The following is a 19,414-nucleotide window of genomic DNA, read 5'->3' as shown; positions in this document are numbered from 1 at the left end:
GACAAGACTAGGCGTACACCCAGACCTTTGTTTTCAGTGGGATCTTGTCGGTGGCCCAGATCCAGTTCATGGCGGCGTTCGAGAGCCGGGCGCAGCCGTGTGAGGCGGCGTACGGCGGGATGCTCGGGGAGCCGTGCACGGCGATGCCGCCGTTGAAGTACTTCGGGCGCCACAGGTCGCCGAGCGGCCCGTGGCGCGTCCCGTCGATCTGGCGGCCGACCTTGAAGTGGCCGGTGGGGGTGTCGGCCAGGTAGGTCTGACCCTCGTACTCGTAGTTCTCGTTGGATCCGGTCGAGGTATTCAGCGTGGTCACCACCTGGCCGTCCTTGACCAGCATGAGCAACTGCTTCTTCAGGCTGATCTCGACGAGGTAGCCGCTGCCGGCCTTGGACTTGGCCGTCGGCCGTATCCCGGCGTCGAGGGCTTTCTGGGTCTTGGGCCCGACCGTGCCGTCCCGGCCGATGCCGGCCGCCTTCTGCAGCGCGAACACCGCCTGCTGGGTGGTGCTGCCGAACTTGCCGTCGGCCTTGTTGATCCAGTAGCCGAGCGAGATGAGCCGCTGCTGGACGGCGAGCACGTCGTCACCCTTGGTGCCGATCTTGAGCTTCTTCGGCGCCGGGGTGGCGGTCACGGTGGGGGCGGGCGTCGTCGGGGTCGCGCTGGGCGACTCGCTCACGCTGGGTGCGGCGGTGGGTGCCGAGGAGGGTACGTCGGTGGGGGCTTGTGCCCCGGTATCGCCGGAATCGTCCGAGCTGCAGCCCGTGGCAAGCGTGAGAGTCGCGGCGATCGCCACCGCGAGAGTCAGAGCCTTCCGCACCATGTGTTCCTCCCGTCCCTGTGAGGATCATTGCCGAAAAACGTTCACAATGGCCAGCGGAAGGTGCATTCGCCTCATTTCTGTGACGTGTGTGGCCACGATCACTTAGCGAGTTCAAACGAGAGGTGGACGTCGTCATGAAAAAGAGTCAAGTACCCTTCGGCTATGTCATGGATGGCCAGCGCCCGGCACGGCGTACGTGAGGCCCCCGCCGGGCTCGCGCTCGTGCAGGAGCTGCTGAACACCCGCACGACGATGCATTACGGCTCGGACCTGCTTCTGTCGGCGGATGACGCCCAGCGCTGGCTGACCGAGGCGATCACAACCTGGTCCCGGGTGTCCGGTTTGCCGGGCCCGACGCTGCTCATCTCATCGAGTGATTTGCGGTCGTTGCGCAGGCTCCGCACGACGTTCGAAAACGTGATCCTGGCCGCGGGTGCGGACAATCTGGATGGCGCGCTGCCGCCGGCCGACGTGCCGGTGAGCCTGGTGCCGGACGCGGACGGCTGGGTGCGGATGGTGCCCACCGGTCGCGGCACCCGGTGGCTGGCCTCGGCGCTGTGGGCCGAAGCCCTGCTGGCCCAGCAGGCCGGCCTGTGGCCGCGGCTGAAGCTGTGCCACAACGGGGACTGCCGGGCCGCCTTCTTCGACACCTCCCGGAACAACAGCGGTGTCTGGCACGACGTCTCCACCTGTGGAAACACCGCCAACCTGCGTGCCTTCCGGGAGCGGAAGCGGCTGATGGGCGGCAGCGGCGGCCAGTCCCGGCCGCCGGTCGTCGGCCCGCCCAGCTTCCGCTGACCGGTCGGCCCGGGCGGGAACTTCACGCCGCCCCTGGGCGACTATGAAGATATGGCTTGTGAGCGGTGGCGCGAGATGTTGTCCGCGCAGCTGGACGGCGAGGACGACCCGGCCGGCCGGGAGCTGGTCGATGAGCATCTGGCCGGGTGCGCCGGGTGCCGGGAGTGGCTGGATCGGGCGGCCACGGTCAATCGGCTGACCCGCACCGGGATCGGTGTCGCGCCCGATCTCAGCGCGGCCATCCTTGCTGCTCTGCCGCCGGTGCCGGCCAAGAGGCAGTGGTGGCGGTGGTTCTCGCCGGCCACGGCGCTCTACATCGCGCTCGCGGCGGTGGGAGCCGTACAGCTGATTCTTGGTCTTGATCAGATCGGCGGTGGGGTCGCGGGCGTGCACGATCATGCGGGAACCGGCGCCACGTCGGGGCATCTCTGGCATGAGTCGGCCGCCTGGAACGTCGCCGTGGGGGCCGGCTATCTCTTCATCGCGCTGCGCCGCAGCCGGCCGTCCGGGCTGGTGCCGATGCTCACCGCGTTCGTGGGGATGCTGCTGCTTCTCTCGGTCAACGACCTCACCGGCGACCGGGTCGACGCCACCCGGCTGGTCAGCCATGGGTTCGTCATCCTCGGTTATCTGCTGGTGGTGGCGCTGACGCGGATCCCGGGCGGGTTCGCGGCGCCGCCGGGGGCGCGGGCCGACACCTGGTCGGGGTGGCGCGCTCGGTTCGAGGACGAGGTGGCGGCGCCGGCGCTGCGGCCGGGGCTGCGGCTGGTGCCCCGCGGGCCGATGACCGCGGAGCACGACGAGCGGCAGGCTGCCTGAGGTCTTACCGGGCGGGTGGGCGGACGGACAGCTCGCGCCACTCGTCGGGGCCGTTGAGCAGCGCCCGCACGGTGTCCAGGGCGGCGTCCTCGCTGTCGTACTCGAAGAAGTGGGAGACCCCGTCGGCGCCGCCGGCGCGCTGCTCCACATACCACTGGTCGCCGCTCACCCGCAGGTAGACATCCTTGCGGGCGATGCGGCCCCACTTACCGTTCCACCAGTGCTTACGCTGCTCCATCCGGGCACTGTATCGAACATTTGTTCGAACAGGACCCGGCCTGGATGATCTTTTTTGCGGCGTGTCAGCGCGGTGGCTCCTGGTGACGGCCGTACGGCGGCGCGTCGGGGTTGTCGCCGCGGGCGACCAGCGCGTCGCGGATCTGGGTGAGCAGAACGATGTCCTCGCTGGGCGCCTTCGGCGGCGGCTCCTCGCCCCGGCGGCGGCGCTCGGCCAGCGCGTTCAGCGGGAAGACCACCAGGAAGTAGAGAACAGCTGCGGTGATCACGAAGGTGATGATCGCGTTGAGGAAGCTGGCGTAGTCGAAGATGACGCCCTTGCGGGGCTCCCAGGCGCCGGCGCCGGTTCCGGTGCCGCCACCCAGCAACTGGATCAGCGGCTTGATGAAGCCGGTGGTGAACGTGGTCACCACCGTGGTGAACGCGGCGCCGATGACGATGCCGACCGCGAGGTCGACAACGTTGCCGCGCATGATGAAGTCTTTGAAGCCTTGGAGGATCTTGCTCACGAGCGCTCCCGCATGCCGGAGGGGTCCGTCCGGCAGCAGGTTCCCACCACCGGTCGGCGACAAACTACGCCCATCGGGCAGCGGGTAAAAGTCAGTCGAGCGTTGCTTCCTCGGCCGTCACGGCCTCGTCGACCGTCGGGTAGGTGCGGAGCACCTCGACCAGACCGCTGACCTCGAGGATGCGCAGCACACCGCGCTGCGGCGCGGCCAGCCGGACGGTGCCGCCGGCGTCGTCGGTGCTGTTCTTGGCGCGCACGAAGACCGAGAGCCCGGTGGAGTCGCAGAACGACACCTCGGCCAGGTCGAAGACCAGGCGGGTGCGGCCCTTCTCCAGCAGATCGCTGATCTGGTCCTGCAACTGTGGTGCAGTGGCCATGTCGAGCTCACCGGCCACCGACACGACGACCATGTCGGCGCGCTGTTCGGTTTGTACCGTCAGGGACATTCAGGACCTCCAGGTATGGGCAGAACGGTACTCCAGGTGTGGTGTGATCGGCAGGATGGGGCTCGGCGATTGTGACCTTGCTGCGTTATTTGACTGACAGCAAATATTGGACCTTGCGGTGATAGAGTCCGGCCCGTCCGCGAACGGAAGTCAGGAGACAGCGGTGGCGCTGAGTGCGGAAGAGGCGAGTCGGTTCGCCGTCCTGCTCGAGGAAAATCAGGACACTCTGGTCGGCATCTGGACCGACCGGGTGGCCGAGGGTCTGCGCGGCCGGCTGAGCCGCACCGAGCTGCAGCGACAGACCGCGGACCTGTTCAAGGGGTTCCACCTGGCGCTGGCCGGTGGAGCCACCGATCTCACCCACGAGCCGGCCGACGAGCTGCGCGCGCAGCTCACCGAGCTGTCCAGCAACCGGGCCCGGCAGGGCTTCTCGACCACCGAGACGGCGGTCAGTGTCTTCTCCCTCAAGGAGGCGATCCTGCCGAAGCTCGGCGACGACGTCGCCTCCCTGCAGGACTACATCGCGTTCTCGGCCTTCGTCGACGCCGCGGCGCTGTTCACCTTCGACAGCTATGTGCGGGTGCGCGAGGAACTGATCGCCGACCAGGCCGAGCAACTGCTCGAGCTGTCCACCCCGGTGGTGAAGCTGTGGGAGGGCGTGGTCGCCGTCCCGCTGGTCGGCACGCTCGACTCGGCGCGCGCCCAGGTGGTCATGGAGCGGCTGCTGCAGACCCTGGTCGACACCGGCTCGCCGTACGCGATCATCGACATCACCGGTGTCCCGGCCGTCGACACCCAGGTGGCGCAGCACGTCCTCAAGACCGTGGTGGCTGCCCGGCTGATGGGCGCCGACTGCATCATCTCCGGCATCCGCCCGCAGATCGCCCAGACGATCGTGGCGCTGGGCATCGAGTTCGGTGACATCGCGACCAAGGCCACGCTGGCCGACGCGTTGCGCTACGTGCTCAACAAGAGCGGTTCGCGCAAGCCCAGGGAGCGCTGAGGTGGAGCGGGTTCCGGTTCTCAAGATCGGTGACATCCTGCTGGTCTCCATCCAGATCGACATGGAGGACCAGGTCGCCCTGCAACTGCAGGAGGATCTCGCCGACCGGATCGTGTCCACCGGCTGCCATGGCGTGATCATCGACATCAGCGCGCTGGACATCGTCGACTCGTTCGTCGGCCGCACGCTGGCCACCATCGCCTCGATCTCCCGGGTGCTGGACGCCGAGACCGTCGTGGTCGGCATGCGCCCGGCGGTGGCGATCACCCTGGTCGAGCTGGGCCTGTCGCTGCCCGGCATCCGCACCGCCCTCAACGTCGAACTCGGCATGGACCTGCTGGCCCGCCAGCGGGCGGAGGAGTACGGCGACGAGGACGACGAGGATGAGGACGAGGCGGACACGCCTGCGGTAACCGCGTCGTGAGCGACGAGGGGAAGCAGCTCGAGATCGTCTCGGACCAGGACGTGGTCCGGGTCCGCCAGCTCGTTCGCACGGTCTCCGTCGCGGTGAAGCTGTCCCTCGTCGACCAGACCAAACTCGTCACCGCCGCGAGTGAGCTCGCCCGCAACACCCTTGTCTACGGCGGCGGCGGGTCGGCCGAGGTGGCCACCGTGAACAACGGCCGCCGGCAGGGCATTCGCATCGTTTTCGCCGACCAGGGACCGGGTATTGCCGATCTCGACCTGGCTCTCACCGACGGTTACACCACCGGCGGTGGTCTCGGACTAGGTTTGAGCGGCGCCCGTCGCCTGGTGGACGAGTTCGACATCGTGACCGACGTCGGCCAGGGCACCACTATCACCATTACCAAATGGTGCCGATGATCGGAGACACGGTGGCGTCGTTACCCGAGGGGCTCCTGGATGGGGGCAGCTGGTTTCGGGTCGAGGCCGCCGCGACAGCTTCTGCTGCCCGGCGCGCGGCCGAGCGTCTCGCAGCCGAGCTGGGCCTGCCGGAAAACCGCACGGCCGATCTGTCGATAGTGACCGCCGAGGCGGCCGGCAACCTGGTCAAGCACGCCGACCAGGGGACGCTGCTGGTCCGTACGGTGCGCACCGAGCTGCAGGCCGGCGTCGAGATCATCGCGATCGATCATGGGCCGGGGATGGCTGACCTGGCGCGGTCGGTCGGCGACGGGCACTCCACGGCCGGCACTCTCGGCATCGGGCTCGGCGCGATCGTGCGCCAGTCCTCCTGGTCCGACCTGCACTCCGTACCCGGCAAGGGAACCGTCCTGGTCGCCCAGGTCTGGTCGGCCGATCCGCCGGCGCCCGCCTGGGCGGCGGGCTTGACCCGCCCGCTGACCGGGGAATCGGTCAGCGGTGACGCCTACGCCGTCCGGGAGGTGGGCGGGCGTTACCAACTGCTCATGTGCGACGGTCTGGGGCACGGCGGTCTCGCCGCGGCCGCGTCACACGAGGCGGTCCGCGCATTCGCCGAGACCCCGGCGGCGCCGCCCGCGGCCGTGGTCGAGGTCCTGCACCGCCGGCTCAACCACACCCGTGGTGCCGCCCTGGCGGTGGCCGAGCTGGACCCGACGGCCGGCCTGGTTCGGTACGCGGGGCTGGGCAACATCTCCGGCACGGTGATCTCCCCGAACGGCCGGCGCGGCATGATCTCGCTGCCCGGCATCGCCGGTCACCAGCGCCGTCAGATCCGCGAGTACGACTATCCGATCACCCCGGACTCGATCGTGCTGATGCACAGCGACGGCGTGGTGGACCGGTGGAACGTGGCCGACTACCCAGGCCTGCTGCACCGATCGCCGACGGTGATCGCCGCGACCGTGCTGCGCGACGCGGGTACCCGCCGCGACGACGCCGGTGTGCTGGTGGCCCGGCTACCGTGAGCGCCGCCGGCCCCGCCCCGGAACCGCTGATGCGCATGCGTCTGCGGATGGAACAGGACGTCTTCGTCGTGCGCCAGCTGGGCCGGGAGGTGGCCCGCGCGGCCGGTATGGAACAGCAGGACCAGACCCGGCTGGCCACCGCGCTCAGCGAGGTGGGCCGGGTGATGCTGGCCGCCGGCCACGACGCCGAAGTGGTGTTCGAGGCGGAGTCCAACGGGGTAACGAGGTTGCGTGTCACGGTGACGAGCCCGCAACCCGGGAACGCCGCCGAGTTGAGGCAGCAGCTCGGTCAGGTCGGCCGGCTGGTCGACACCCTGGAGGTCGGCGATGGCGAACCCGGTACCTTTGTCTGGATGGCCCGACGGTTGCCGGCGAGTGCGCCGAGGCTGACCCCGGAACGCATGGACGACATACGCGCCGGGCTGGCCCAACACGTCCCGGGCACGCCCCTGGACGAGCTGAGCGTGCAGAACCAGCAGCTCATCGTCGCCCTGAACGAGGTGCGCGCGCAGCGCGACGACCTGGCCCGGCTGAACGCCGAGCTGGAGGAGACGAACCGCGGCGTGATGGCCCTCTACAACCAGCTCTCGCAGGAGCTGGAGGAGACCAACCGCGGCGTGGTTGCCCTCTACGCCGAGCTGGACGAGAAGTCGGAGCAGCTGCGCACGGTCAGCGAGGCGAAGAGCCGGTTCCTGGCCAACGTGAGCCACGAGCTGCGCGCACCCGTCACCGCGGTGATCGGGCTGGCCCGGCTGCTCAACGACCCCGGCTCGGAACCGCTCGCCAGCGAACAGCGTCGTCAGGTCGAGCTGATCAGCTCGTCCGCCGGCGACCTGCTCACCCTGGTGAACGACCTGCTCGACCTGGCCAAGGCGGAGGCCGGCCGGATGGACCCGGAGCTGTCCGACGTCGATCTGCGGGCGGTCTTCGCGCAGCTGCGCGGCACGCTGCGGCCGCTGGCCACCCGGCCCGAGGTCGACTTCGTGGTCGAGGAGCCGTCGATTCCGATGTTGCACACCGACGAGGTGCTGCTGACCCGGGTGCTGCGCAACCTGCTGACCAACGCCATCAAGTTCACCGCCGAGGGCGAGGTGCGGCTCACGGTCCGCACTGTCGACGACGACATCGAGTTCACCGTCACCGACACCGGCACGGGCATTCCGGCCGAGCTGCACGAGCGGATCTTCGAGGAGTTCTACCAGGTGCCGGGCAGCCGGGCGATCACCGGCAAGGGCACCGGACTCGGCCTGCCGTACGCCCGTCGGCTGGCCGGCATCCTCGGCGGTGGCCTGCGGGTCGTCGCCTCCACACCCGGCGAGGGCACCACGTTCACACTGGCCCTACCCGCCACCACCCGATCATGAACCCGGCCACGCTCCTCGTCGTTGACGACAGCGCCACCAAGCGATATCTGCTGGTCAGCTGGCTGACCCGGGCCGGTTTCACGGTCCAGCAGGCGGAGACCGGCGGCGAGGCGCTGCGGATGCTGCCCGGCTCGGACGTCGACCTGGTGGTGCTCGACGTGAAGCTGCCGGACATGAGCGGCTTCGACGTCTGCGAGCAGATCAAGACCGACCCCGCGTTCGGGGCGTTGCCGGTGATCCACGTGTCCGCGCACGCGGTCGACGTGGTCGACCGCACCCAGGGGCTCAACCGGGGCGCCGACGCCTACCTGGTGGAGCCGATCGAGCCGGACGAACTGATCGCCACCTGCCAGTCGGTGCTGCGCTACTACTCGGCCCGGCAACGAGCCGAGTCGCTGGCGGCCCGGATGGTGCAGCTGGCCGAGGCCACCCTGGCGATCAACTCGTCGTCCACCCTGCCCGAGTTGCTGAGGGCGGCCGCGGCCGGCGCGTACGACATCTTCGGTGGTCCGGTCGTGGTCCTGGCCGACACGGTCGACGGGGAGAGCCTGGCCGCGGTCGGCTCACCGCCGGTGGTGCGGCCCTGGACGCTGGCCGAGGGAAGTGTCGCGGTCGGCTCGCTGGTGCGTACCGACGATCCGGACGACTGGGACGTCACCGACTGGCCGGAGGGCGAGACGGTGGCGGTGGCCGCGGCGCGGCTGCGCACCGACCGTCCACCGGTCTACGTGGCGGTGCCGAGCAGCTCGCAGAACCCCGGTTTCCCGGTGTTGCGCCAGCTTTCCCAGGCTCTCGCGGCGGCGGTGGAGGCCCAGCGGTCGTACGACGAGGAGCACCGGATCGCGGTGACCCTGCAGCGCAGCCTGCTCCAGTCCCGGCTGCCCGACGTGCCCGGCCTGGACCGGGCGGTGCTCTACGAGCCGGCCTCGGCGCAGACCGAGGTGGGCGGCGACTTCTACGAGCTGACCATGCTCGGCGGCAAGCTGCTGGTGGCGATCGGCGACGTGGCCGGCCACTCGCTGCACGCGGCCACGGTGATGGCCGAGGTGCGGCACGCAGTCCGGGCGTACGCGGTGGAGGGCCACCCGCCGGGCACCGTGCTCGACCTGGTCAACCGCTTCATGCGGGCCGTGCTGCCGACCGACTCGGCCACGTTGTGCCTGCTCACGCTCGACCCCGCGACCGGGGCCGTGCGGCTGGCCAGCGCCGGTCACCTGCCGCCGCTGTTGCACACCGCCGAGGGCGCGACCTTCCTGGCGCCGCGCGGCCCGCTGCTCGGCATCAACGCACCCCGCCCGGACGATCTGGAGTTCACCCTGCCGCGGGGCGGCACGCTGGTGCTCTACACCGACGGGCTGGTCGAGCGCCGGGACGCGGATATCGACGTCGGATTGGCGGCCCTGGCCGGATGCGCCGCCGAGGTCGAGCCGGACCTGGACGTGTTCTGCCGCCGGCTGTTGGTGCAGCTGGCCGGCACCGGACCACAGGCGGACGACATCGCCGTGGTCGCTCTGCGCCGCTTTTAGTTGATCTTTTTCGCGGACCGGGGAGGCTTGACACCCACTATTCACTCATTGAATAGTGGGCGCCATGTCCACCGCCCACGTCCTCCTCGGACTCCTCGCCGGCGGCCCGCGGCACGGTTACGACCTGAAGCGGGCGCATGACGAGCGCCTGCCCCGGGCCAAGCCGCTCGCCTTCGGCCAGGTCTACGCGACGCTGGGCCGGCTCGAGCGGGACGGCTACGTCACCGAGTCCGGCCAGGACCGCGACGGTGGGCCCGACCGCACCTCCTATGAGCTGACCGAGGACGGCCGGCAGCACCTGGACACCTGGCTGTCCGCCGTGGAACCCCCGGCGCCGTACGTCACCAGCGAGATCTTCAGCAAGGTGGTGGTCGCGTTGCTCGCGGCCGACGCCGAACGGGCCCGCGACTACCTGGTCGCCCAGCGGTCCGCCCACATGAGCCGCATGCGCGAGCTCACCACCGCGAAATCCACGCCCGGCGCGAGCATCGGCGACGTGCTCGCCGCCGACTACGCCATCGGGCATCTCGAGGCCGACCTGAACTGGCTGCAGACAACGCTGACCCGGGTCGCCGCTTTCTCTAAGGAAGTGACCAATTGAGCGCACTGCTGAGCGGTACGAGCATCGTGCGGAACTACGGCGCCACCCCGGCGCTGCGCGGGGTCGACCTCACCGTCGACGAGGGGGAGATCGTCGCGGTCACCGGGCCGAGCGGCTGCGGCAAGTCCACCCTGCTGCACTGCCTGGCCGGCATCCTCCGGCCGGACGCGGGCACGGTCACCTACCGCGAGCAGAACATCGGGCTGTGGTCCGAGGCGGCCCGGTCCCGGCTGCGCCGCACCGAGTTCGGGGTGCTGTTCCAGTTCGGGCAGCTGGTGCCCGAGCTCACCGCGGTGGAGAACGTCGCTCTGCCGCTGCTTCTCGCCGGTTCGGGGCGGCGAGAGGCGCGGGGCGTGGCGGCCGAGTGGCTCGACCGGCTCGGCGTGGCCGACCTCGCCGAACAGCGGCCGGGCACGATGTCCGGCGGGCAGCAGCAGCGCTGCGCCACCGCCCGGGCGCTGGTCACCCAGCCGCGGGTGCTGTTCGCCGACGAGCCGACCGGCGCGCTCGACGTGCTCACCGGCGAGCAGGTGCTCGGCGAGATCGTCCGGGTGGCCCGCGAGCACGGCACCGCGGTCGTGCTGGTCACCCACGCGTCGAGCGTGGCGGCCTACGCCGACCGGGAGATCGTGCTGCGCGACGGCGTGCTCGACCCGACCGGGCTGGGCCTGGGGGTCGCCCGGTGAGGCCCACGACCCTGGTCCGGCTCGCGGTGGCCGGCAGCCGCACCGACCGCCTGCGGACCGTGCTCACCGCGCTGAGTGCCCTGCTCGCCACGGTCGCCATGCTCTGCGCGGCCACCGTCCTGAGCATCACCGACTACGCCGAGCGCTACACCAATCCGCTGCTCATCGAGCCCGGCCTGCGCCCGGGGGTGGCCGCGACGCTGATCCTGGTCTCGCTGCCGGTACTGGCGCTGGCCGGGCAGTGCATCCGGCTCGGCGCGCCGGCCCGGGACCGGCGGCTCGCCGCGATCCGGCTGGCCGGCGCCACCCCCGGGGAATCGGTGCTGATCGCCACCGCCGAGACGGTGGTGGCCGGCCTTCTCGGGTCGGGGACCGGGCTGGTGGCCTTCCTCGTCGCGCGGCGCCTACTCGACCGGCCGGACCTCTACGGTCAGCGGGTGCTCCCCACCGACGTGCTGCCGCCGGTGCCGGTGCTGGTGGTGCTCGTCCTGCTGGTGCCGGTGCTGGCCGGGGTGATCGGTGCGGTCCTGATGCGGCAGGTGATCATCACTCCGCTGGGCGTGGTGCGACGGGTGCGCACGCGCGGACCGCGGCCGTGGCCCGGCCTGCTGATCGCGGCCGGGATCGGGCTCTTCGCCGTTCCGGGGCAGCTGGGCGAGCAGTGGAACATGTCGAAGAACACGGTCTACGCCTTTCTCGGCAGCGGCGCGGTGCTGACCATGGCCGGGGTGGTGCTGGGTACGGCCTGGATCTCGTACGCCGCCGGGGTGCTGCTGCGCCGGTACGGCCGCGGGCCGGTCACGCTGCTCGCCGGGCAGCGGCTGATCACCGACCCGTGGAACGGCAGCCGGACGATGGCCGGGCTGCTGACCGCCGTGATCGCCGGAGCCGTGGCGCTCGCCTACCGGGAGCTGCTGGCCACCGAGTTCCGGTACTACGACGTCTACAACGCGATGATGGGCTGGACCGACGGCGGGATGGGCGCACCGGACGAGCCGGAGTTCTACTACGGAGCCGTGCGGCTGGTGATGGTGGCGGTCGCGCTGGCCTCGGTGGTGGCGGCCGCGGGGGTGCTGGTGGCGCTGGCCGAGAGCATCGTGGCGCGGCGACGGACGTACGCCGCCCTGACCGCGACCGGCGTCCCTCGCCGTACGCTCTCGGCCGCTGTTCTCTTGCAGACGCTGACGCCGCTGATTCCGGCTCTGCTTCTCGGGCTCGCCGCAGGCGATGCCCTGGTCCGGTTGATCCTCAGCGAGAAGCCGGTCGGCAACGAGTTCCGGGAGTGCGTCGCGGCCGGCGGGGGCGGCTGCGAGGCGCCGCTGCACCCGGAGATGGCCACCGTGCTGCACGTGCCGATCCCCTGGGGGAACCTCGCCCTGCTCGGCGGGGGTGCGCTGCTCGCGGTGCTCGTCGCGGTCGGTGCCGGCCTGCTCGTGTTGCGGGCCAGCACCGACCTTGAAGAATTACGAGCGAGCTAGGCCGAGCACGTCCAGGGTCCAGGCGGCCACGAACGCCTCCTCTTTCCAGGAGTCGTAGCGGCCGCTCGGACCGGCGTGACCGGCACCCAGTTCGGTCTTGAGGAGGTAGGTGCCGTCGGGGGCGACCGCGCGCAGGCGGGCGATCCACTTGGCCGGCTCGTGGTAGAGCACCCGGGTGTCGTTGATGCTGGTCACCGCGAGAATCTTGGGGTACGGCAGCTTCTCGACGTTTTCGTACGGGCTGTAGGACTTCATGTACGCGTAGACCTCGGCCGACTCGATCGGGTTGCCCCACTCCTCCCACTCGGTCACGGTGAGCGGCAGCGACGGGTCGAGGATCGAGGTCAGCGGGTCGACGAACGGCACCTGGGCCACGATGCCGGCGAAGGCCTCGGGCGCGATGTTGGCGATCGCGCCCATCAGCAGGCCACCGGCCGAGCCGCCCCGGGCCACCAGCCGGTCGGCGGTGGTCCAGCCCTTGGTGACCAGGGCCTGCGCGCACGCCACGAAGTCGGTGAAGGTGTTCTTCTTGGCCAGCAGCTTGCCCTCTTCGTACCACCGGCGGCCCATCTCGCCGCCGCCGCGGATGTGCGCGATGGCGAAGACGACGCCGCGGTCCAGCAGCGACAGCCGGGCGATCGAGAAGTAGGGGTCGACGCTGTGCTCGTAGGAGCCGTAGCCGTAGAGCACGGCCGGCGCGTTCTTCCCGGTGCCCTTGCGCGCGACGATCGAGATCGGCACCTGGGTGCCGTCGGCCGCCGTCGCCCACTCGCGGAACTGCTCGTAGTCGGCCGGGTCGTAACCGCCGAGCACCGGCTTGCGCTTGCGCAGCGTCATCTGCCGGGTCACCAGGTCGACGTCGTAGATCGAGTCGGGCGTGATCAGCGAGGTGTAGTTGATCCGGACCGAGCCGGTGTCGTACTCCGGGTTGCCGGCCAGCGCGACGCTGAACAGCGGCTCGGGGAACTCCATGTCGTAGGAGTCGGTGCTGCCGTCGCCCAGCACTCGCAGGCCGGTCAGGCCGTCGCGGCGCTGCGAGATCACCAGGTGCCGGGCGAACGCGTCGACCGACTCCAGCCGGGTGCCCGGCTGGTGCGGGATCAGCTCGACCCACGCGCCGGGGTTGTCGGCCGACGTGTAGGCCAGGGCGAAGTCTTCGGCGTCCTTGTTGTGCAGGATCAGGAAGCGGTGGCCGTGGTGCTCGATCGAGTATTCGACGCCCTGCTCACGCGGCGTGACCACGATGGGCTCGGCCGTCGGCGTCTCGGCCGGGATGACGCGTACCTCTGAAGTGATCTTGCTGTTGGTGTCGATGACGATGAACTTCTCGCTGCGAGTGAGCTCGACGCCGACCCAGAAACGCTCGTCGGGCTCCTCGAAGACGATGACGTCCTCGGTGGCCGGGCGGCCGACGGTGTGCCGCCAGACGCGGTGCGGGCGCCAGGCGTCGTCGACCGTCGTGTAGAACAGCGCGCTGTCGTCGGCCGACCAGGCGGTGCCGTAGAACGTGTCGGGCACCTCGTCGGCCAGGATCTCGCCGGTGACCAGGTTTTTCACGCGCAGGGTGAAGCGCTCGCCGCCGTCGAAGTCGGTGGCGTAGGCCAGCCAGTTGCCGTCCGGGCTGACGTCGAACGTGCCCAGCGCGAAGAAGTCCTTACCCTCGGCCAGCGCGTTGCCGTCGAGCAGGATCTGCTCGTCGGGCCGGGCGTCGCCGGTCGGCGGGTCGGTCTCGCCCGGGGCGACCGGAACCCGGCACTGAATGCCGTATTGCTTTCCCTCGACCGTGCGGGTGTAGTACCAAAAGTTGCCCTTGCGGCTGGGCACCGAGAGGTCGGTCTCCTGGGTGCGACTCTTGATCTCCTGGAAGACCCGGTCACGCAACTCGGCAAGGTGGGCCGTTGCCCGCTCGGTCCAGGCGTTCTCCGCCGTGAGGTAAGCGATGGTGTCCGGGTTGTCCTTGTCGGCGAGCCAGGAATAGTCATCGGTCACGTTGTCGCCGTGGAACGTGCGCTCGCTCGGGACGGCGCGGACCGTGGGTGGGCTGTCGGGCGTTTCGGTCGTCACGGGAGCAACGTTACCGGTCGTCACGGCATTTTCCCCGGCCATAGACCCGCGCGCGTTCGAACATGTGTACGATGTGCCAGAGTGGACGATCTTACGGCCGTGATCATCGGGGACCATCAGTGACTTCGCGCATTTTTGATGCTCTTGTGGACATCTGCGGCCCCGACTACGCGCGGGTGGCGCGGTCCATCGACACCGCCGGCGGTCGCCGGGCCGGCCACGTCGCGGTGCCCGCCACCGCCCAGGCCGTCGGCGACATACTGCGATTCGCGACCGACGAGGGACTGGCCGTGGTGCCGCGCGGCTCCGGCAGCAAAATCAACTGGGGAGCACCGCGGGAGCGGGCCGACCTCATTCTCGACACCGCCCGGCTCAGTGGCCTGTGGAGTCACGACGTCGGGGCCGGCACGGTCGAGGTCGCCGGCGGCACGCCGGTGCGCGCGCTGCAGGCCGCCCTGGCCCTGCGCGGCCAGCGCCTACCGGTCGACCCGCCGTCCCGCACGGCCACCGTCGGCGGCATGCTCGCGGTCAACGAGTCCGGCCCGCTGCGCCACCGGTTCCACGCCCCCGCCGAGCACGTCGAGCGGGTCGGCTACGTCGACTCGACCGGTCAGCCGGGCCGGCGTCCCGGCCTGGCCGAGATCGCCGGGGTGATCACCTCGGCCGTGATCCGGTTGCAGCCACTGCCGGCCGCCCGCCACTGGGTCACCGCGCCGGTGCCGTCCCCGCTGCAGGCCGCCAAGCTCGCCGCCGAGGCGACCGGGCACGAGGTAAGCGCCATCGAGGCCGACCTGCCCGCCGAGGGGCCGGGCGCGGTCTCCGCCCTGTTCGAGGACGCCGGGGCCGACCGTCTGGCCGAGGCGTGGGGGGTGCCGGTCACGCCGACCGCACCGCGCTGGTGGGGGCAATATCCGTTCGGCCGCGACGACGTCGCGCTGCGCCTGTCGGTCGCCCCCGAAGATCTGGCCGCCACGGTCTACGCCCTGGCCGACGCGATCGGTGGTGCCGTGCCGGTGCGCGGCTCGGCCGGGCTGGGCAGCGTGCTCGCGGTGCTGCCCGGCACGCTCCCGGCCGAGCGACTCGAACAGATCATGGAGACCCTCCGGCACGTGCTGATGGCCCGCAACGGCCGGGCCGCGTTGATCACGGCCCCGCCCGAGCTGGCCTCCCGGCTGGATATGGCGACCCGCCGGGAGCTGTTCTAGCTCTGGACGACCGGCACCTGGATGCGGGTCGACGGGTGCCGGGTCGGCATGGGCTCGGCGCCGACGGCATAGGTGAGATAGGCGAAGCGCCCCACCTGGGCGTTGCCGGTCAGTACCAGCTGGCGGGAGCTCAGGTGCCGCGGCAGCAGCGGCGTGCCCCGGCCCAGCAGCACCGGTGCGATGCCCAGGATGATCTCGTCGAGCAGGCCCTGGTCGACGAACTGGCCGACCAGGTCGCCGCCGCCGACCAGCCAGACGTTCGCGCCCTTGGCGGCCACCAGCATGGCCTCGTGCACCCGCCGTACGTCTCCACTGACCATGAAGATGTTGGCGTCCGGCACGAGCGGCAGCTCCCGGTGGGTGAAGACCCAGCAGGGGCGGTCGCCGTAGAGGTCGTGCCAGTTCTGCGGCTCGGCCATGACGTTGTCGTTCTGGAGAACCCACTCATACGTGTTGGCGCCCATGGCGAACGCACCTACACCGGAGATGAACCCGCCGAACGGGTTCTCATTGCCTCCGTCGACGTCGAACAGCCAGGTGAGCGAGTTGTTCTCGTCGGCGATGTATCCGTCGATAGACGTCGCCGTGTAGTACTGGGTCTTCGCCATGTGCCCCACTTTATGGGGTAAAAAGGTGCTAACTGGCGTCATTTCGGAGAACCAGGATCGCGATATCGTCCCTGGGCTCCTCGACTGAGAAGTTGATCGTGATGGAGCGCAGCCGGGCCGCCATCACGTCGGCCGGGTAACCGGCCAGCGGGCCGGACGCCTCGCGCAGCCGGGTCGTGCCGAACAGCTCGCGCCCGCGCCGCCGCTCGGTCACCCCGTCGGTGTAGAAGATCAGTGAATCGCCCGCGCCCAGCCGCACCTCGGCGTCCGGCGAGGCGATCGTCTCCAGCAGGCCCAGCGCGGTGCCGCCCTCGCCGACGAACGACGTCTTGCCGTCCGCCCGCACCAGCACCGCCCGGTCGTGCCCGGCCAGGTGCAGGCACACCACCAGGATGCCGTCCGGTTCCCGGCGCACCATGGCCATCGCGAGCGTGCAGTAGCGCCCGCCGCCGCGCTGCACCAGCGTCTTGTTGACCCGGCAGAGAATCTCGGTCATCGGCTTGCCGTCGTCGACCAGGATCCGGATCACGTCCCGGACCAGGCCGGTCACCGTGGCCGCCTGCACACCCTTGCCGGACACGTCGCCGACCACCACCAGCCAGCGGTCGTCGCCGGCCGGCACCACGTCGTAGAAGTCGCCGCCGACCTCGGAGCCGGTCGGCACATATTCCGCGGCGAAACCGACCCCGTCGACCTTGGGCAGGGCCGGCGGCAGCAGCGACGCCTGCAGGGTGCGGGCCACCTTGCGGCGCTCGTCGTGGATGCGCGCGTTGTCGATGGCCAGGGCCGCCCGGCGGGCCACGTCTTCCAGCACGGCGACCTCGTCGGCGTCGTGCCGGTGCCGGATGTGCCGGCCCACCGCCAGGGTGCCGAGCCGGGCGCCGCGGGCGACCAGCGGCACCGCGAACCCTTCGGTCGGGGCGCCCAGCATGACCTGGGTGCCGAGCCGGGAGGCCTCCTCGAGCCGGGCCAGGATCGAGTCGGGGCCGGTCTCGGCCAGCGTCTCGTGCAGCGGGGCCAGCGCGCCTTCGTCGGCGTGGGTGGCCGCGGCCAGTTGCAGCCGGCCCCAGGTGTCGGTGGTGTGCACCGCGCACCACTGGCCGAGCCGGGGCACCACCAGCTGCGGGATCAGCGCCATCGTGAGGTTGACGTCGAGCGACTGGGCGAGCAGCTCGCTGGCCTCGGCCAGGAACGTCAGCCAGGTCTGCCGGCGCAGGTCGGTGCGGCGCAGCCGGTCATTTTCCAGGTGCAGCGAGAACCGCTCGGCGACGATCGTGGCCAGCGGTTGCGCGTAGCCGGTCGGGGCGGCGTCCAGCTCGAGCTCGCCCGAGTACGGCCGGTGCACCGCCAGCGGCACCCGGATCGTGTCGGCGTCCTCGCGGGGCTGCCGCCCGTGCCGGGCCAGCAGCTGCCGGCCACCGCCGTCGCCACGGTCGAGCCGCACCACCCCGCCGGCCGCGCCGGTCAACCGGGCCAGCCGGGCCAGCAGGTCGGTGGCGAACTCGGCGAGCGCCTCGTCGGTCTGCCGTTCCGGGTTGATCTGCAGCAGCGCGGTCAGCGCGCCCACACTGGGCGTGCCGGCCTCGACGACATTGGCGGCCGGCACCACGGCGGTGGTCGTCTCGGGCTGGTGCCGGCCCTCGAGGCGGAACCAGACGCCCTTGCCGGTGCCCTCGTGCACGGTGCCCCAGCGGGACGCGAAGTGGTCGACAAGCAGCAGGCCACGGCCGCGCTCGGCCACCTCGCCGAGGTCGAAGCTCTCATTGCGCGGGCCGACCGCCAGCTGCTCGACCGGGCCGGGCGCGAAGTCGGTCACCGTCACGGTCAGGCCGGTCTGGTCGGCGCTGACCTCGATGTCCAGCTCGGTGTTGGCGTGCACCACCGCGTTGGTGGAGAGCTCGGTGGTCAGCAGCAGAGCCTCGTTGAGCAGGGCGTCGAGCCCGGCGTCCTCGAGAACAGAGCGGACAAGTGCCCGGGCCGCCGCCGGAGTGCGCCGGTCGTTGGGCAACCGGACCCGCCGGACGAGACCGCCCGCCGGGTTTTCCGAAGCTGACACGCCCTGCATCTTCTCCTGTCAACAGGGGGATGCACAAAGTCGTCTCTCGCATTGACCCGGTCGAGCGAGGGAGGATAGGGGGCCCGGTGAGTCGGACAGCAGATGAGGACAGCATGACTGCGGCTAAGGAAGCTCACGACGAGGCCGCCGTTCTCGGCGAACTCGCCGAGGCTTTGCGGCGGGTGCGCCGCGGAGATCTCAAGGTCCGGCTACCGCGGCGCGGCGGCCCGGCCGGTGAGGTCGCGGACGCGTTCAACGAGGTCGTCTCCCTGCAGGAACGACAAAATCTCGACCTGCGACGGATCAGCCGCATCGTCGGCCGGGACGGCCGGCTCACCGAGCGGCTCGACGACGAGGGCCTAGACGGCGCGTGGGCGGACAGCGTCCGCTCGGTCAACTCGCTGATCGACGACCTCGGCCGGCCGACCACCGAGATCTCCCGGGTCATCGTTGCGGTGGCCGAGGGTGACCTCTCGCAGCACATGGCGCTGGAGATGGATGGCCGGCCACTTCGGGGTGAATTCCTCCGGATCGGCCGCACGGTGAACACGATGGTCGACCAGCTGTCGTCGTTCGCCGACGAGGTGACCCGGGTGGCCCGCGAGGTGGGCACCGAGGGCGAGCTGGGCGGCCAGGCCGACGTGCGTGGCGTGGCCGGCACCTGGAAGGACCTCACCGACTCGGTGAACCTGATGGCGTCCAACCTGACCCACCAGGTGCGCTCGATCTCGCAGGTGGCGACCGCGGTGGCCCGCGGCGACCTGTCCCAGAAGATCACCGTGTCGGCCCGGGGCGAGGTGGCCGAGCTGGCCGACACCATGAACGGCCTCACCGACACGCTGCGACTCTTCGCCGAGCAGGTGACCCGGGTGGCCCGCGAGGTGGGCACCGAGGGCAAGCTGGGCGGCCAGGCCGACGTGCCGAACGTGGCCGGCACCTGGAAAGACCTCACCGACTCGGTGAACTCGATGGCCTCCAACCTGACCAGCCAGGTGCGGAACATCGCCCAGGTGTCGACGGCGGTGGCGAAGGGCGACCTGTCGCAGAAGATCACGGTGGCCGCGCAGGGCGAGATCCTCGAGCTCAAAGACACCGTGAACACGATGGTTGATCAACTTTCCAGCTTTGCCGACGAGGTCACCCGGGTGGCGCGCGAGGTCGGCACCGAGGGCAAGCTGGGCGGTCAGGCCCAGGTGCGCGGAGTGTCCGGCACCTGGCGGGACCTCACCGAGAACGTGAACCAGCTCGCCAACAACCTCACCGACCAGGTGCGGAACATCGCCCAGGTCTCCACCGCGGTGGCCAAGGGCGACCTGTCGCAGAAGATCACGGTGGACGCCCGGGG

20 protein-coding genes are annotated in these 19,414 nt (G+C 70.5%); 13 read left to right on the top strand and 7 right to left on the bottom strand.

The window, feature by feature from the left end:
* Positions 1-7: 7 nt before the first annotated feature.
* A complete protein-coding gene (locus Ate02nite_RS48340; protein WP_203814774.1) occupies positions 8-820 on the bottom strand; it encodes a L,D-transpeptidase family protein in 813 nt (270 codons plus the stop codon).
* 162 nt (positions 821-982) lie between these two features.
* Here Ate02nite_RS48340 and Ate02nite_RS48335 point away from each other — a divergent pair, with 162 nt between their 5' ends.
* The gene (locus Ate02nite_RS48335; protein ID WP_239148255.1) at positions 983-1,618 is read left to right on the top strand and encodes a CGNR zinc finger domain-containing protein; all 636 of its coding nucleotides are present in this window, start codon (positions 983-985) and stop codon (positions 1,616-1,618) included.
* 51 nt (positions 1,619-1,669) lie between these two features.
* Entirely contained in the window at positions 1,670-2,437 is a 768-nt protein-coding gene (locus Ate02nite_RS48330; RefSeq protein WP_203814773.1) for a zf-HC2 domain-containing protein, read from the top strand.
* A 4-nt stretch (positions 2,438-2,441) separates the two neighbouring features.
* Here Ate02nite_RS48330 and Ate02nite_RS48325 read toward each other — a convergent pair whose 3' ends face one another.
* The 3 genes from Ate02nite_RS48325 to Ate02nite_RS48315 all read right to left on the bottom strand — a co-directional run bounded on the left by Ate02nite_RS48325 (position 2,442) and on the right by Ate02nite_RS48315 (position 3,628).
* Positions 2,442-2,675, bottom strand: a complete 234-nt coding sequence (locus tag Ate02nite_RS48325; protein WP_203814772.1) for a hypothetical protein — start codon at positions 2,673-2,675, stop codon at positions 2,442-2,444.
* Between the two features lie 64 nt (positions 2,676-2,739).
* Positions 2,740-3,174, bottom strand: coding sequence for a large conductance mechanosensitive channel protein MscL (mscL, locus tag Ate02nite_RS48320; protein ID WP_203814777.1), 435 nt, complete (start codon positions 3,172-3,174; stop codon positions 2,740-2,742).
* A gap of 100 nt (positions 3,175-3,274) precedes the next feature.
* The gene (locus tag Ate02nite_RS48315) at positions 3,275-3,628 is read right to left on the bottom strand and encodes an STAS domain-containing protein (protein ID WP_203814771.1); all 354 of its coding nucleotides are present in this window, start codon (positions 3,626-3,628) and stop codon (positions 3,275-3,277) included.
* Between the two features lie 163 nt (positions 3,629-3,791).
* Between Ate02nite_RS48315 and Ate02nite_RS48310 the strand changes: the two genes are divergently transcribed.
* From Ate02nite_RS48310 to Ate02nite_RS48270, 9 genes are all read left to right on the top strand, one after another.
* A complete protein-coding gene (locus Ate02nite_RS48310) occupies positions 3,792-4,631 on the top strand; it encodes an STAS domain-containing protein (protein ID WP_203814770.1) in 840 nt (279 codons plus the stop codon).
* Position 4,632: 1 nt separating this feature from the next.
* Complete coding sequence (locus Ate02nite_RS48305; protein ID WP_203814769.1) at positions 4,633-5,055, top strand: STAS domain-containing protein; 423 nt, start codon at positions 4,633-4,635, stop codon at positions 5,053-5,055.
* Entirely contained in the window at positions 5,052-5,456 is a 405-nt protein-coding gene (locus Ate02nite_RS48300) for an ATP-binding protein (RefSeq protein WP_203814768.1), read from the top strand. The genes Ate02nite_RS48305 and Ate02nite_RS48300 overlap by 4 nt, the downstream gene beginning before the upstream one ends.
* Complete coding sequence (locus tag Ate02nite_RS48295; RefSeq protein WP_203814767.1) at positions 5,444-6,481, top strand: SpoIIE family protein phosphatase; 1,038 nt, start codon at positions 5,444-5,446, stop codon at positions 6,479-6,481. The genes Ate02nite_RS48300 and Ate02nite_RS48295 overlap by 13 nt, the downstream gene beginning before the upstream one ends.
* Before the next feature lie 35 nt (positions 6,482-6,516).
* A complete protein-coding gene (locus tag Ate02nite_RS48290; protein ID WP_203814776.1) occupies positions 6,517-7,845 on the top strand; it encodes a sensor histidine kinase in 1,329 nt (442 codons plus the stop codon).
* Positions 7,842-9,371: a SpoIIE family protein phosphatase gene (locus tag Ate02nite_RS48285; RefSeq protein WP_203814766.1), complete on the top strand. Its 1,530-nt coding sequence runs from the start codon at positions 7,842-7,844 to the stop codon at positions 9,369-9,371. Before Ate02nite_RS48290 ends, Ate02nite_RS48285 begins: the two co-directional genes overlap by 4 nt.
* A 64-nt stretch (positions 9,372-9,435) precedes the next feature.
* Positions 9,436-9,972 (top strand): PadR family transcriptional regulator, encoded by a 537-nt coding sequence (locus Ate02nite_RS48280; protein ID WP_203814765.1) that lies wholly within the window; start codon positions 9,436-9,438, stop codon positions 9,970-9,972.
* The gene (locus Ate02nite_RS48275; protein ID WP_203814764.1) at positions 9,969-10,658 is read left to right on the top strand and encodes an ABC transporter ATP-binding protein; all 690 of its coding nucleotides are present in this window, start codon (positions 9,969-9,971) and stop codon (positions 10,656-10,658) included. Before Ate02nite_RS48280 ends, Ate02nite_RS48275 begins: the two co-directional genes overlap by 4 nt.
* Entirely contained in the window at positions 10,655-12,136 is a 1,482-nt protein-coding gene (locus Ate02nite_RS48270) for an FtsX-like permease family protein (RefSeq protein ID WP_203814763.1), read from the top strand. The genes Ate02nite_RS48275 and Ate02nite_RS48270 overlap by 4 nt, the downstream gene beginning before the upstream one ends.
* Here the strand turns inward: Ate02nite_RS48270 and Ate02nite_RS48265 are convergent.
* Positions 12,122-14,200 (bottom strand): S9 family peptidase, encoded by a 2,079-nt coding sequence (locus tag Ate02nite_RS48265; protein WP_203814762.1) that lies wholly within the window; start codon positions 14,198-14,200, stop codon positions 12,122-12,124. The two genes, Ate02nite_RS48270 and Ate02nite_RS48265, sit on opposite strands and share 15 nt — an antisense overlap.
* Before the next feature lie 119 nt (positions 14,201-14,319).
* Here Ate02nite_RS48265 and Ate02nite_RS48260 point away from each other — a divergent pair, with 119 nt between their 5' ends.
* Positions 14,320-15,405 carry an FAD-binding oxidoreductase gene (locus tag Ate02nite_RS48260; protein ID WP_239148253.1) on the top strand — a complete coding sequence of 362 codons (1,086 nt, stop codon included), beginning with the start codon at positions 14,320-14,322 and terminating at the stop codon, positions 15,403-15,405.
* Here the strand turns inward: Ate02nite_RS48260 and Ate02nite_RS48255 are convergent.
* Complete coding sequence (locus tag Ate02nite_RS48255; protein ID WP_203814761.1) at positions 15,402-16,013, bottom strand: dihydrofolate reductase family protein; 612 nt, start codon at positions 16,011-16,013, stop codon at positions 15,402-15,404. The genes Ate02nite_RS48260 and Ate02nite_RS48255 overlap by 4 nt on opposite strands.
* A gap of 28 nt (positions 16,014-16,041) precedes the next feature.
* Positions 16,042-18,078 carry a SpoIIE family protein phosphatase gene (locus Ate02nite_RS48250; protein WP_203814760.1) on the bottom strand — a complete coding sequence of 679 codons (2,037 nt, stop codon included), beginning with the start codon at positions 18,076-18,078 and terminating at the stop codon, positions 16,042-16,044.
* A gap of 104 nt (positions 18,079-18,182) precedes the next feature.
* Between Ate02nite_RS48250 and Ate02nite_RS48245 the strand changes: the two genes are divergently transcribed.
* The coding region (locus Ate02nite_RS48245; protein WP_203814759.1) for a HAMP domain-containing protein at positions 18,183-19,414 on the top strand (1,232 nt) is incomplete at its 3' end.

This window comes from Paractinoplanes tereljensis, from assembly GCF_016862435.1.
In the GTDB taxonomy this organism is placed as follows: Bacteria; Actinomycetota; Actinomycetes; order Mycobacteriales; family Micromonosporaceae; genus Actinoplanes; species Actinoplanes tereljensis.
This window is presented reverse-complemented; position numbering and strand designations above follow the sequence as displayed.